The organism is Aurantimonas aggregata (genome assembly GCF_010500835.1).
GTDB lineage: Bacteria > Pseudomonadota > Alphaproteobacteria > Rhizobiales > Rhizobiaceae > Aurantimonas > Aurantimonas aggregata.
The window spans coordinates 1-14,562 of record NZ_JAAAMJ010000040.1; the positions used below are offsets into that span (position 1 = coordinate 1).

General features: G+C 63.3%; 10 protein-coding genes. 8 read left to right on the top strand and 2 right to left on the bottom strand.

The window, feature by feature from the left end; translation table 11 throughout:
- Positions 1–807: 807 nt before the first annotated feature.
- The 7 genes from GTW51_RS22205 (at position 808) to GTW51_RS22235 (ending at position 9,765) form a co-directional block, all read left to right on the top strand.
- Complete coding sequence (locus tag GTW51_RS22205; protein ID WP_163046221.1) at positions 808–1,977, top strand: efflux RND transporter periplasmic adaptor subunit; 1,170 nt, start codon at positions 808–810, stop codon at positions 1,975–1,977.
- Positions 1,974–5,057 carry an efflux RND transporter permease subunit gene (locus GTW51_RS22210; protein WP_163046222.1) on the top strand — a complete coding sequence of 1,028 codons (3,084 nt, stop codon included), beginning with the start codon at positions 1,974–1,976 and terminating at the stop codon, positions 5,055–5,057. The genes GTW51_RS22205 and GTW51_RS22210 overlap by 4 nt, the downstream gene beginning before the upstream one ends.
- 47 nt (positions 5,058–5,104) lie before the next feature.
- The gene (locus GTW51_RS22215) at positions 5,105–5,830 is read left to right on the top strand and encodes a response regulator transcription factor (RefSeq protein WP_163046229.1); all 726 of its coding nucleotides are present in this window, start codon (positions 5,105–5,107) and stop codon (positions 5,828–5,830) included.
- Positions 5,831–5,879: 49 nt separating this feature from the next.
- Entirely contained in the window at positions 5,880–7,157 is a 1,278-nt protein-coding gene (locus GTW51_RS24600) for an ATP-binding protein (protein WP_163046223.1), read from the top strand.
- Positions 7,158–7,293: 136 nt separating this feature from the next.
- The gene (locus GTW51_RS22225; protein ID WP_163046224.1) at positions 7,294–7,926 is read left to right on the top strand and encodes a methyltransferase family protein; all 633 of its coding nucleotides are present in this window, start codon (positions 7,294–7,296) and stop codon (positions 7,924–7,926) included.
- Between the two features lie 72 nt (positions 7,927–7,998).
- Entirely contained in the window at positions 7,999–8,838 is an 840-nt protein-coding gene (locus tag GTW51_RS22230; protein ID WP_163046225.1) for a MipA/OmpV family protein, read from the top strand.
- 621 nt (positions 8,839–9,459) lie between these two features.
- On the top strand, positions 9,460–9,765 hold the full coding sequence (locus tag GTW51_RS22235) for a hypothetical protein (protein ID WP_163046226.1): 306 nt from the start codon (positions 9,460–9,462) through the stop codon (positions 9,763–9,765).
- 215 nt (positions 9,766–9,980) lie between these two features.
- On the opposite strand, the gene GTW51_RS22240 is transcribed toward GTW51_RS22235, so the two are convergent.
- Positions 9,981–10,337 carry a hypothetical protein gene (locus GTW51_RS22240; protein WP_163046227.1) on the bottom strand — a complete coding sequence of 119 codons (357 nt, stop codon included), beginning with the start codon at positions 10,335–10,337 and terminating at the stop codon, positions 9,981–9,983.
- A 351-nt stretch (positions 10,338–10,688) separates the two neighbouring features.
- The gene (locus tag GTW51_RS22245; RefSeq protein ID WP_163046228.1) at positions 10,689–13,295 is read right to left on the bottom strand and encodes a glycosyltransferase family 39 protein; all 2,607 of its coding nucleotides are present in this window, start codon (positions 13,293–13,295) and stop codon (positions 10,689–10,691) included.
- 527 nt (positions 13,296–13,822) lie between these two features.
- On the opposite strand from GTW51_RS22245, the gene GTW51_RS22250 reads away from it, so the two are divergent.
- Positions 13,823–14,455, top strand: coding sequence for an amidohydrolase family protein (locus GTW51_RS22250; protein WP_246233350.1), 633 nt, complete (start codon positions 13,823–13,825; stop codon positions 14,453–14,455).
- Positions 14,456–14,562 lie beyond the last annotated feature (107 nt).

Here is a 14,562-nt window from a genome sequence, read left to right on the forward strand (position 1 = left end):
CATTCTTCGGCAGTGCCGGCAAACTCGATCTGGCGTGGCATTCGATAGCGTCCCTGTCCGGTATCACACGTCGAGGCTTAACCGCCCGATCCTGTGCCTCATATATCTGAGACTCCGCTGTACGTGCTGGGCAAACCGGTGACTGACCACTCGATGCGTTCCGCTTGACTGTATGGCGGGCTGTGGCGGCCGGGGAGCCCAAGGACTCGCTGTCCGCTCTCAGGGACGTGCACTGATGGGTGAATGGCCGCGAATGGTTGGGAGCGGACAGGTGCCGGACCGCCCTATCGGGGCGATACGCGTCTCCCTCCAGTCAGCGTAGCGTACAACCTTCGTTGGTGCGGCAGATTTTCTTCCCGGTAAACAAGCCGTATCAGTTGGTCCCTTCGCAACCGGACGTGATCGCTCATCGCTGGGTGTGATCTTGTGGTCTACCTTAGCCGCGGGACGGATGACCGATCAGCAAAAGGGGTGGTAGAGCTGTAACATAAGTTAACTGTTCATCATCCCCACCCGTAGTTGTCCGGGTTAGCTCTGCGGTTCTCGGAGCGGCCGTCATGCGTGGCGCGCGCTCCGTCGTCCTCGGAGTTCACCATGCACCCAGTCTCATTCAGGCACGACTTTTGGGATGATCGGTCCCGGGATACCAGGAGGAGGGCGTCTCAAAAGCTGGTTACCGGGGTGGTGCGTCAGCGGCATCTGAAGGGTCTGCGGGTTGCAAATTCGACGATCGTGTCCTGGCTCATGCTTTGCCGCCTTGCAGCCGGATGCGTCAGGCCCCTGCGTCCAATAAGGGCAACCTGTTTGATGCTCGCGTGGCTCGTCGTCGGTTGCACCGTGGCCATGCCTGAGGAACGCCCGCCCGCCGTCAGTGTCGTGACGGCGCGCGCGAGTGTCCTGACCGACCGCGTCCGCGTCGTCGGCTCGCTGGTGGCGCGCGAGGAAAGCGTCGTGAAGGTGGATCTTGCCGATGTGCGCATAGTCGCCGTCGAGGCAGAGGCCGGCGACATCGTGCAGCGAGGCGACGTGCTGGCCCGGCTCGACGCGACGCTGATCAGCATCGAACAGAGTGCCAACGCTGCCCGTCTGGCCCGCGCCGACGCGGCGATACAACAGGTGGAAAGCCAGATCGAGGACGCCGCCCTGGCGCATGTACAGGCCCGTGCGGATATGGAGCGCAGCAAGCAGCTGAGCGCCAAGGGCTTCGCCGCGGACGAGACGCTCGAACTGCGTCAGACCACGCTGAAGCGGGCGGCTTCGGCACTGGCGCTTGCAAAGCAATCGTTTTGGGTGGCGCAGGCGGATCGCCGGGTGATCATCGCCGAAGGCCAGGAGATCGCAGCCCGGCTGGCGCGCACGGTGGTAAAGGCGCCGACCGACGGCCGCATCCTGCGGCGAGCTGCCAAGCTGGGCGCACTAACGTCCGCGAACGGAGAGCCGCTGTTCGTGATAGCCGAGAACGGCGAGATCGAGCTCGATGCGGAGGTTCCGGAAGCCGATTTCGCGCGGCTGGCGGTGGGCCAGGCCGCCAGCATCATGGTGCTCGGCCGCGGCACGCCGCTTGAAGGCCGCGTACGCTTGCTGGCGCCGGAGTTGCAGGCGGGCAGCCGTCTCGGTCGCGCCCGCATCAGCCTCCCGCAGGCCGGCAATCTCAGTGTGGGTGCCTTTGCGCGCGGCGAGGTGGATATCGAGCGCCGCGGCGGCGTGTTCCTGCCGGCGACGGCGCTGAGCGATCGGGCAGGCAGGGTCACCGCACAGGTCGTCGAGGACGGAACCGTTGTGGTCCGTATCCTCGAAACCGGCCTTCGGACCGCCGGCCTCGTCGAAATCGGTTCGGGGGTAGAGGCGGGCGAGACTGTCGTGCTGCGCGCCGGAAACTTCCTTGCCGAGGGTGACCATGTGACCCCTGTCGGCGTGGACTATCCAATGTCGACCTCGTCCGAACGTCCCATCCTGACGTCGGACGCTGCACAATGAACGTCTCCGCCTGGGCGATCCGCAACCCAATCCCGTCCATCCTCCTGTTCGTGGTGCTGACGGCGCTCGGCCTCCACAGCTTCCAGAAGCTGCCGATCACCTTCTTTCCAACGATCGACGTGCCGCAGGTCAGCCTGACGATCACCGATTCCGGTGTGGCGCCGACTGAGATGGAGACCAGCATTACGCGTCTGGTCGAGGATGCCATCTCGGCCCTGTCTGGCGTCGACGAACTGAGCTCGACCATCAGCGACGGCGTTTCGACGAGCTCGGTCAACTTCGAGCTCGGCGTGCCCATCGACCGGGCGGTGGCGGACGTGAGGGATGCTGTCGCGAAGATCCGCAGCGACCTTCCCGCGACGATCGACGAACCGGTCATCGAACGAGTCGACGTCGAGAGCGAGGCCGTGGTGACATACGCCGCCGCCGACAAGGCCATGACGGCGGAAGAGCTCTCGTGGTTCGTCGACGACGTCGTCATCCGGCGGTTGCGGGGCGTGCCGGGAGTTGGCCGGATCGACCGGGTGGGCGGCGTGACGCGCGAAATTCACGTGCAACTCGATCCCGATCGCCTGCTGGCGCTCGGGATAACCGCGAGCCAGGTCAATACCCAACTCTCCGCAACGCACCTCGACCTTTCCGGCGGCCGCAGCGAAGTCGATGGGCGCGAGCGGGCGGTCACGGTGGTGGCGACGACCGGCACCGTCGAGGAACTGGCAAGGCTAGCCATTGCGCTTCCTGATGGTTCGACGGCGAGGCTCGGGGAGCTTGCCACCGTCGTCGACGGCTTTACCGAGCCGCGCAGCTTCGCGACGCTGGATGGCGGCGATGTCGTCAGCTTCTCGGTCTATCGGGCCCGCGGCGCGAGCGACGTTACCGTGGCAGAAGAGGTCGCGAATGCCCTGCGGCAATTGTCCGTCGAGCACGGCAATGCGCGCTTCACCCGCATCGACGACAGCATCACCCAGACGCTCGGCAACTACCACGCCGCGCTGACCACCCTCGCCGAGGGCGCGGCCCTCGCTGTCGTCGTCGTGTTCCTGTTCCTGCGCGACTGGCGCGCGACGGTCATTGCCGCGATCGCGCTGCCGCTGTCGGCGATCCCGACCTTCTGGGCCATGGACCTGCTCGGCTTTTCGCTGAACATCCTGAGCCTTCTGGCAATCACCCTGGTCACGGGCATCCTCGTCGACGACGCCATTGTCGAGATCGAGAATATTGTCCGGCACGGCAAGAGCGGCAAGAAGCCGTACCGGGCAGCTATCGACGCATCGGACGAGATCGGCCTTGCCGTCATGGCCATCTCCGCCACGATCATCGCCGTCTTCGTGCCGGTCGGCTTCATGAGCGGCGTGGTCGGTCAATACTTCCGCGAATTCGGCCTCACGGTGGCCATCGCCGTCTTCTTCTCGCTGCTCGTCGCCCGGCTGATCACGCCGCTGATGGCGGCATATCTGTTGCGCGCGCATCCGGCGAGACAGGCCCCGCAGGGACGTGCCATGAAGGGCTATCTCAGGCTGCTGCGCCTCTCGATGGCATGGCGCTGGACTACGCTCGGCGCGGCGTTTGGCCTGTTCGCCCTGTCGATCTGGTCGGCGCAGTTCCTGCCGAGCGAGTTCATCCCGCCGGAGGACAACGGTCGGATGTCGGTTTCGATCGAGCTGCCGCCGGGCGCGACGCTTGCCGAGACGCGGGAGACCACCGGGCTCATCGCATCACGCGTCGGTGCGATCGACGAGGCGCGGCTTGTCTTCATCGAGGGCGGGACGAGTGCCGCCGGCCTGAGGGAGGTCCGGCGCGCGGCCGTGCGCATCGACTTCGGACCGGCAGCGGAGCGGGCGCGTTCGACGGATGTGCTCGAACCCGTTGTCGCGGACATATTGCGTACCGTGCCGGACATCAGGTTCGAGATCCTCAACGATCGGGGCGGACGCGACGTCTCCTTTGCCGTCCTCGGCAAGGATGGCGAGGTCGCCGGAGACTCCGCTGCCGCCATACTCGAGGAACTGGCGGCCAGCAGCTTTGCCGTTGGAGCAAGCTCCACTGCGGCGGCGGCACGGCCCGAGCTCCAGATCCGGCCGCTGGCCGAACGGGCGGCAGATGCCGGCATTTCCCCGCAAACCATCGCCGACACGATCCGTGTTTCCACCGTCGGAGCCAGCGACGGCGATCTGCCGGAATTCGTCGAGGACGGGCGCCGGATTCCGATCCGGCTGCAACTCGCCAATTGGGCGCGCAACGACATCGGCACGCTTCGGTCGTTGCGCATTCCCAGCCTCCTGGGGCCAGCGACCCCGCTGTCGGACGTCGCGACTGTCACGCTCGGCACCAGTGTCGCCCAGATCGATCGTCTAGACCGCGAGCGACGCATCGAGATCAGCTTCGACACGCCGGCGGGAATGACCGCCGGCGAGGGGCTCGACGCTATCCAGTCGCTGGCAACGGTGCGGGCGCTGCCGGAAGGCGTGAGGCTCCAGGCGACCGGCGATTCCGACGACCAGGGTGATGTCTTCGCCGGCTTCGCCACCGCGATGACCGCAGGGCTCGGCTTGGTGATGATCGTCCTGATCCTGCTGTTCGGCAGCGTGCTGACGCCGCTGACGATCCTCGTCACGCTGCCGCTCTCGGTCGGCGGCGTGGTCGCGGCGCTGATGGCGACGGCAACGCCGATCTCGCTCCCGGTGGTCATCGGCATCCTGATGCTGATGGGGATCGTCACCAAGAACGCCATCATGCTGGTCGACTTCGCGGTCGAGCGCGAAAAGGCGGGGGTGGCGCGTCGCGCGGCGATGGTCGAGGCGGCGGCGGAGCGGGTGCGGCCGATTCTGATGACGACACTCGCCATGGTCGCCGGCATGATCCCGGCAGCAACGGCGTCCGGCGATGGCGGCGAATTCCGCGCGCCGATGGCGATTGCCGTGATAGGCGGCCTCGTCGCGTCGACCATCCTGTCGCTGGTGGTCGTGCCGACGCTCCACTGCCTCGTCGGCGATGTCGGCGCGTTACTCCATCGGCTATGGTCGCGCTTCGGTCCGTCGGTTGATACCGTCGAGACAGAAGAGCTAGGGGGATCGGCCTGATGACCGCCCGGAACAGTTCGGCGACCCTGGGCCTCAACGGGAATGCCATGAGCCAGAGCCCACCGACCAAACAACCCTGTATCCTCATCGTCGAGGATGATTTCGAGATAGCCCGCCTGCTGGCGGCGACACTGGCCGATGCCGGCTTGTCGGCGGAAATCGCTGGCGACGGCGTCGAGATGGATGCGCTGCTGCGGCGATCGAACTTCGACCTGATCGTGCTCGACGTGATGCTGCCGGGCGAGGACGGTCTCAGCCTATGCCGCCGGCTGCGGGCCGATCTGACCATTCCGATCATCATGCTGACGGCCCAGGGCGAGGAGGTCGACCGCATCGTCGGGCTGGAGATCGGCGCCGACGACTACGTTACCAAGCCGTTCAGCGCCCGCGAGGTCACCGCGCGCATCCGGGCGCTGCTGCGCCGAGCGTCCTATGCGCCGGCCGAGCGCGATAGCCTCAAGCCGCTGCGCTTCGACGGCTGGACGCTCGACCCGCAGCGCCGGCAGGTGCGCGACCCAAGCGGCGCGCGGGTTGCCATGACCACGGCCGAGTTCGACCTGCTCCTGGTGTTCTGCCGAAATCCTGGAAAGGTGCTTTCGCGGGAGCAATTGCTGGCCAACACCCATGCCGGTCTCGCTGGGCCGATCGACCGCAGCGTCGACGTGCATGTGCGGCGCCTGCGGCAGAAGATCGAGGCGGATCCGGGCGAGCCTATCTTGCTGAAGACGGTGCGGCTCGGTGGCTACATGTTCACCGCGACGGTGGAACCGTGACCGTGCTGTGGCGATGAGGGCCCCCCGCACCATCCGCGGCCAGATCACCGTGATCATCGTCATCGCGGTCGTGGCGGTCGTCATCACCGGACGGGGCATCGAGAGCCTGCGGAAAAGCAACTATTTCGGCATCCAGGATTTTGACGTCATCATGGAGCAGGCGTCGATGGCGGCGCTCGTGCTGCAAGAGGCGGACCCCGTCGATCGCCCGCTTATCCTCAGATTGTCGGCGGCAGCGAGCCATCTGAACCTGACGCTTACCAAGAATGCCGCGCTGAAGCCGATAATCGCTGCCTCGCCGCCGGCCGGCTGGCTCGACACGTTCACCCGCTGGCTGTTTCCGCCGGACGTGGAGCTGCCGGCCGGCGGGCGCAGATTCATCATTGACGGGCGCCCGGCACTGTCGCTTCCGGTCGACAGCGAAACCGTGCTGCTGGTGCGTGACCTTCCCAGTGCGTTCATAACCGACGATTTTATCAGCCCCCTCAGCTACTATGTCTCCGCGTTCGTGACGCTGATGCTGCTTTTCTCCACCTACGCCGTGCGCGGCGTGACGGCGCCGCTGGCGCGGATCTCGGCGGAGCTGAACCGCTCCAATGGCGTCAGCGAGGACACGGTGTTCGACGAAAGAGGTTCCGAGGAGGTCATCAGCCTCGCGCGCGCGCTCAACGGCATGCGCACCCGCATCAGGGAAATGCTCGACACGCGCACCCGCATGCTGCGCAGCGTCAGCCACGACCTGCGCACGCCCTTGACCCGGCTGCGGTTGCGAACGGAGCGACTGGAGGACTGCGAACTGCGCGAGATGATGATTGCCGACATCGACCACATCAATGCGCTGGTCAATGAAACGCTGGACTATCTGAGGACGGATGCCTCCGGCGAAGAAGCCGAGGCGACCGATATCGCCAGCCTGATGCAGACAATCCAGGCAAATTTCGCCGATGTGGGCTTCGCGGTGACCTATGAAGGTCCGGATCGTCTCACCGGCCTCTGCAAGCCGAACGCACTGACCCGAGCGGTGACAAATCTCTGTGACAACGCGCTGAAATTCGGCAGCAGCGCCGCGATCACACTGGCACGGGGCGGCTCGATGATCCGCATCGACGTCGCCGATGACGGGCCGGGCATCGCCGCCCATCAACGCGCCAGGGTGCTCGAGCCCTTCTTCAAGGTGGATTCCGCACGGAGCACCGGCCGTAGTTCCAGCTTCGGCCTCGGCCTGTCCATCGTCACCGATATCGTGCGCGCCCATGGCGGCCGACTGGAGTTCCACGACAACCAACCCCGCGGTCTGATCGCCCGGATCTTGCTGCCCGGGCTCTAGCGGCGCCGCGAAGTCCTGCCGCTCGTCGCTTCCAGTAATATCTCTTCATAAAACGACGCTCACGGCCGCCGTCGCAGAGGCTACCGATCTCGCACGAGAACGACATCATCTTCGTTCCTTTCTCGACGAGACGGCAATGACTGACATAGCGACCACACACCGCGATCTCGATGCACTCCAGTTGCGCCGCAAGACGACGATCTGGGTCGTCGTCGGAGCACTCGCGCCGCTCCTCGTCCTGACCACCGGATCGGCGCAGCCCGGCAGCCTGTACCGCGCGAGCCTCGAGGCAGCCGGAATCATGCTGATCGTTGCCGGCATTCTCGGGCGGACCTGGTGCACGCTCTATATCGGTGGCCGCAAGCCGCGCACGCTAGTCACCGACGGCCCGTATTCGGTCAGCCGAAACCCGCTTTACCTGTTTGCCTTCGTCGCTGCGGCGGGCCTCGGCGCCCAGTCGGGCAGCCTGATCGTGGCCAGTCTTTTCGTCGTCGGCGCCTATGCGATCTTCCTGCCGGTGGTCAGGCACGAGGAGATCGCGCTCCGCGCAATCTTCGGGGCCGGGTACGATGCCTATCGCAAGCGCGTGCCGCGCTTTCTGCCGCGGCTTTCGCAGTGGCAGGACGCGCCAATCCTGATGATCGATCCGAAACACCATCGCCAGACGGCGCTGGAGGGCCTGATCCTGCTCGCCTTCGTCCCCGCGTTCTACGCCGCGGAATGGCTCCGAATTCTCGTTCCGAGCCTGCCTGTCCTGCACCTGCCTTGATGCTTCGGCCGGCAACGAGTTCCGCAACCCACCACCGGTTCCGACCAATCTCCACTCCCAAGGGGCTGAAAAATGAACTTCCGTCTGTGCCTGCTCGCCACGACTGCCCTCGTGTCCGTCTCCACCGCCGCCCTGGCTGCCGATCCGGGGGAGTACGAACCGACGATTCCCGAAGCACCGCTAATGGAAGCGCCGCCAGTTGCTTCCCGTATCGACCTGATCTTCGAAATCGGCGTCGGCGGGAACGTCTCGCCGGAATACGAGGGTTCCGACAAATATTCGGTCTCGCCTTCGCCGATCGTGGGCTTCGGCTACCTCCGCATTCCAGGCCTGTTCGATATCGGCAGCACCGGCCCGGAGGAGGGCGGCCTCTCGATCGGCCCCGCCTTCGAGTACACGGGCGAGCGGAACGCCGATGATTTCGACGCCCTCGACGGCCTCAACGATGTCGACGCGACCTATGAGGTCGGCATCAGCGTCGGTTACGAATGGGAGTTCGCCGAGATCTACGGCGAGGCCCGCTATGCCTTCGGCGGCGCCGAGGGCGTGGTCGGGGAGCTTGGTGCCAATGCGATCTATCGGCCGACGCCGCAGCTCGTGCTGAAGGCCGGTCCCTTCGCGACCCTGGCTTCCGAGGATTACACCGAGACCTATTTCGGCGTGACCGCCGCGGAATCGGCGAATACCGGCTTTCGCCTCGACGCCTACGATCCGAAGGGCGGCTTCAAGAGTGTCGGCGTGTCGGGTTCCGCCCGGTACGAGTTTCGGCAGGACTGGTTCCTCAATGCCGATGCCTCCTACAGCAAGCTGGTCGGCGATGCCGCGGACTCCCCGATCGTGAAGGCCGGCGACGAGAACCAGTTCACCTTCGGGCTGGGCGTCTCGAAGCGCTTCACGCTCGACCTCTTCTAGGATCCGTGGCACCGCCGCCGCGGCCTCATCGGAATTAGGCGGCGATGTCAGGAACGGAGATGACGATGGGGCAAGGCTGGTCTCCAGGGCAAAAGGTGACTCACAGTATCTCGGCGAGCCAATGCCGGGCCGCACGCGGGATGGCGAACTGGTCGACCGGACGCTTGTCACGCGAGGCGAAGGTCTCGATTGCGGACATCGTGGCGCTCGAAGGTGGGCGCCGTCCGATCCCGGCGACCACCTTACGGTCCCTGATCAGGGCCTTCGAACGCCACGACATCAGGTTTCTGCCGGATGAAGGATTGAGGCTGGTCCGAACGAAAATTGACTCGATTGACGGCGGAATAGGCAGACCATCTGCGTCGGAAGGCAGCGGCCCAGCCCCTGAAGCCCGGCACGGAGGAGCAGGGCGACCATCATCGGAACTGAGGTGACGCTCGCTCGATGGAATGCCGGGCTGGCTCGCCTTGTTCACAAACGGGTTCCGACCGCCGCGGGGCGAGATCGAGGCGGGGTTCCGGCGGCACATGCGTCCCACATCGGCCGTCGTACCGTCCTGACCCGTCGCGAGGGCCGTTCACCGGACTATCGCCTTGGACGATAGCCGCTGCGGTCCAGTCGATGATCGACGATCCCGGCAAAACGGAAACTCGAAGACGCACCATGGACCACCGGACGTTGATCTTTCTCATCTGCACCATGCTGGTGTTAGTCACGGTACTCATTGTAGTTGCCACGCGTTCCCGCACCTCGGTAAAGCAGGCACAGGCTTGCCTGGCCGCGGAGGTGTCCTACCGGAGCTTGGCCGAAAGGGCTGTACAGGCAGAGGAGAAGGGCGCAGCGGCGATGGAGATGGTTCGCCGGGACGTCGCTGAACTCGTGGAACGGCTCCGTCGGATCGAAACGGTCCTCAAGGACGTGGAATGATCAACCTGGACTTGCTCCGTCAAAGCGGAGAGCGTTTCCAGTTATGCGACCAGCCTCTCGAATTGAGCGGGCTGATGAAGTCCAGCGCTGAATGGCGCAGGACGGGTTTGTAGAAGTCGTCGATGTGGCGACCGATCGCGTTGGTCGCCCTGGCCCGGCTTCGCGCAGGTTGCGAGGAACGGCACCGTTAGCTGCCGGTGCTCACTGCGGCCGCTTCAAGTTCTGGTATAGTCACAGATGATCTCACTGGTCACGATGGGCGCAACCTGTAACGCCCATGCAGGCGCATTCGCGTCTAGCCAAGCGACCGCAGCCTCCAATTCTTCCCGTAATAGCTCGCGCTCGATACCAACGGCCGTCGCCCGATTGAGCTCTGTGATCGGAAGCGCACGACAGCCTAGCAGGCCCATGCCTGCAATTGTCGTGTTTGCGAGACCGAGGCGGTCGCGCACGTGGCCAGGCGCCGCAGCGCCGATCGAATGCTGTTTCCTACGTGATGGGACGCAGAGGCGCTGGGCCGAGCTCACCAGTTCGAATTGATTTCCCTCGAACTTGGCATTCTCCACTACCATCAGGATCTCGGCTGCTTCTTTTCCGTCATGCGGAAGCTCACAGCGGCTAGCTCGTTCTGAATGAGTTTAATCCGGTCCAAAGGAAGCTGTTCTGGCTTGACCGGCAGATCGTGCGACCGCCACCTTCGCCTTGAAGGCCGGGCTATGGCTCCGCCTGGGTCTCTTGCTCATTGTCTCTCCTGAGCACAGCCATTCTGGCCGCCTTCAGACAGACAATCCACTGAGCCCGCTGTGCAGATTCGTCGAGCCACCTCTGACATAGTAGTTGCGCTCGAAGGCGACAGCACATTGCAGGCACGGGACGAAGATATCCGGCGGTACGAGCCGATGGGTCGGAGACGGGAACGGGCATCAATCGGGATGCCGGAATCCGTAGCCGATCCTGTAAAAGAAACGTCCCACCACGGTGCCGTTCTTTCGCACCGCCTGCCGCTTGATCGGGCCGATGGTCTCAAACCATGCCTCCAATCCGTCATCGGAAACGTGGGCTTCCTTGACGCCGACCATGATCACGTCCCGTCCGTCGGAGGAGCGGTTGGAAAACCAGGTGTCGAACATGAGGCCGTTGCTGCCGAAAAGGTTCTGACTTGTGACGTGTTCCAACACGGCCGGCCCTGTGCTGTAAAAGCCGAGCTCGCTCGCGATGTTGTAGGGGTCCATGCCGACAAGCAGGGGCGGTTGACCCGTTCCGGATTCCACGCTGGCCCTGATCCGCTCCGCTTCCGCGCCAAACTCTTCCCAAGCCACCGGCAAACCGCGCAGATCGCCGGTATGGCCGATCAAGGGCAGGCCCAGAGCGACGTAGTGAAACAGTAGCGCGAACGACACAACGCTGACCGCCATGGTGATCTTCAGGGAATCCATGAAGAGATGTTTATCGCCCTGCTTTATTACTTTGACAACCACATTGGCCATGGCAGGCACCAACGCCAACCAGACCGGCCCTGTCCAGTTGAGCTTGACCGAGTGGAACAGGCTGTAGAAGACGAAAACCGAAAGCGGCGCCAGTGTGAAGACGATGACGAACATGCCGGCTTCCCGCAGAAAAGTCCTCGCCGGGAACCGGACCATCCGGCTGGCGGCATGTCCGGCAAGGGAAATCCCGATCGGGCCCAGCAGCGCCGCTATGCACAGCACCAGGGTGGGTGTCGAAAATTCAAGGTCGCCCTGCAACCATCGCCTGCTTCCCTGGAAGTGGAAGGAAGCCCAGTCGTGGTTGGCGTTCCATGCGATCACCGGGGTGAACACGACCGCCACCACGCCCGCGCAGAGATACGGCCATCTAGTGAGGAGCCACTGTCGAGACTGCGGATCGACGAGCAGATAGACCAGCGTCGCAGGGCCCAGCAATGCGATCGTGTATTTCGACAGCATGCCAAGGCCGACGCAGAGTCCGGCGCCGAGCCAGGCCCTGGCATCTTTCGCCCGCAACGCACGCTCCAGGAAATACAAGGCTCCCGCCCAGGCGGCCGTAAGCGGTGCATCAGGCGTGGTCAGAATCCCGATGAGGAAATAGAACGGTAAAACCGACAGCAGCATCAGAGCCAGAAACGCGGCCGTCTGTCCAAAGAGATTCTTCGTAAGCCGAAAGATGAAAAAGGCGGTCGTCATCCAGGCGAGGGTTGCCACGATGCGAACGCCAAATTCGTTATCGCCGAATACGGATGTTCCCAGCCATATCAGCCACGCCACCATCGGCGGATGGTCGAGGTAACCCAGTGCCGGATGCTGGGCGTAGTTCCAGTAGTACGCCTCCTGAGGGATCAGGTCGATGCTGCCCTGATAGACGATCCTCAGCGCCACGGCATAGACGGCTATGGCGAGAGCCGCCAGCCTCCATTGAGCCGCTGAAGACAGGAACCGGTCATTCCTGAATACATAGAACTCGTTGCCGATGTAGCTGACGACCCCACCGCCCGCGATGCCCGCAAAAACCACGGTGAAGAAGGGAAGACCGAGATCGGTCGCCGCCGCGATGAAGCCGCCGCGCAAGGCAATGGCCATGGCCGACACGAGAATGAACCGCGCGAACTGCGATTTCACCGGAGGACGGTCGTGGAACGACCATTTCATGTGACCAAGATAATTGAAGGCCGCCGAGAGGCAGAAGCCGGAGACATGAGCGATGGCGATGCTGGTGCCGAACGACTGCAGAACCGTGACCACAAGAAAGTCCAGGAGGAACCCGACCAAGCCGACCAGCGCAAAGCGATGCATGGCGACCGCCGAGGTGGTGCCCCTGGCATAACGCAGCAGTTGGTTGAGGTAGGCAATCGCCTGACCGGTGCCTATTTTCGACGTGCCATGGACCCTGTCGGAAAATGAAATCGGCACCTCGTATACCCTGACGCCGTCGCCCCCGGCGACAATCGCCTCCAGTCCGATCTTGAATCCTTCCGCATTCTCGCCCGCAGCCAGGAGCGATGTTCGTCGTATGGCGAAAAAGCCCGACAGCGGATCCTGTATGTCGGTAAAGGGCGCCGCGAGCGCAGCGCCAAGGCGCGAAAGCGCCTGGCGCGGGAAGGGCCAGGCGACCGTTGCACCACCGGCGACATACCGGCTGCCGATCGCTATGTCGTATTCGCCTGAAGCGACGGGGTCCACGAGGGAAGGGATCGCTGAAGCCGGATGGCTTCCATCCGCATCAAGCACAACGACGATCGGAAATCTGGCGCTCAACGCCGCGGCACGGACATCTTTGGCCAACCCGCCGCCGCCAACGTTTTCAAGCAGGCGGACGGGTCGATCCTTCTCCCAACAGGCCACCCTTTCGCGCGTACCATCGGTCGACCCCCCATCTGTGACGATGATTTCAAACCCGAAGCGCCCGTCGATATTCTCGATGATGGCGCGCAAGGTTCTGTCGACGTTCTCCGCCTCGTTCAAAGTGGGAACGATGATTGAGACGGACGACTGGCGAGTATAAGCGTCAGGCGACGGCCTCGGATAAGAATACATGCAAGACTCCAGGCGGAATTGGCCAGCGCGTTCGATGATCGAACCGCGTTGCTGCCTGGACCTAGCCGGCTTCCCCAACCCGAGGGTGTTAAGTATTGTTAAGAAACGTTCCGGAATATGGACGTCGATATAAGTGGATCAGCTGCCTGACGGCGACGAGGATCGCCGTGGATCAGGAGAGAGTATCCAGGTCGCTTCGCTCCGCCCGCATGCGAAGAAACGACTCTTAATAATAGAAAACACAACCCAACGACAAAATCTGAATTAGTGCCGCCAGATCCAATCTCGAAGGGAACTGGCCGTGAACGACCTGACACCGACGATGCGCTTGCGATGCTCGGCGCATCGGCTTCGAAAGGCGCCCGATGCTCGCATCCATTTGGGCGATAATCAGCGGGCTCACCAATGTGTCGCAAGACCTCCAGGATGCGGCAGGATCTATCTCGGCTTCTAGGGGGCAAGCGGAAGTCTTTGCCAGGCGAAAGCCTCGCCCAGACGTCATAATAAATAAATCGGAGCAACTTGCCATGAAACTGATCGTAAATCCTCGAAAGAGCCTGGCGATGGGACGCCGCAGCTTTCTGAGTGGCGCGGCTGCACTTGGTGCCGGACTGTCCGCGCCCGCCATTATATCCCGATCCGCTGCGACAGAGGCTTCGGTCATCGCGTTGCGAGACCGGGACCTGCCATTTATCGGCACGGAAGAGACCTATACCACCGACGAACTGATGGCGCTGAACGCGATCAACGATGATCACGTAGAATACCTCAAGGAAACTGGTCTTACCGACCTCGGCCCGGGCCGCATTGGCGCAATGGATGAGGCAGGGCTCAACGTTCAAATCCTCTCGGCACACACGCCAGGTGTGCAGAATGTTTCAGGTCAGGAGGGTATCGACTTTGCGTATCGTCTCAACAAACAGCTTGTTGACGGGCCAATGGCCAGCTACCAGGGAAGATTCGAGGCCTTTGCAACCTTGCCGCTGCAGAGTCCGGAGGCCGCAGCGGACGAACTAGAACGCGCCGTTCGGGAAGATGGCTTTCTGGGAGCCCTGACCAATGGATTTATCGGCAAAAAAGCCCTCGATCACCCCGATTTTGAGCCCGTTCTGGCGCGTGCCGAGGCCCTTAATGTGCCAATGGAGCGCACCCCGTTTTGACCGAACAGGTGGCATAGCCGATAAGGCATAGGCATCCGCCTATGAGTACGACTATGTCGAAAGCTCCTGATGGCCCGTTTTCTCGGGTTGAAGTAATCACTTCCGTT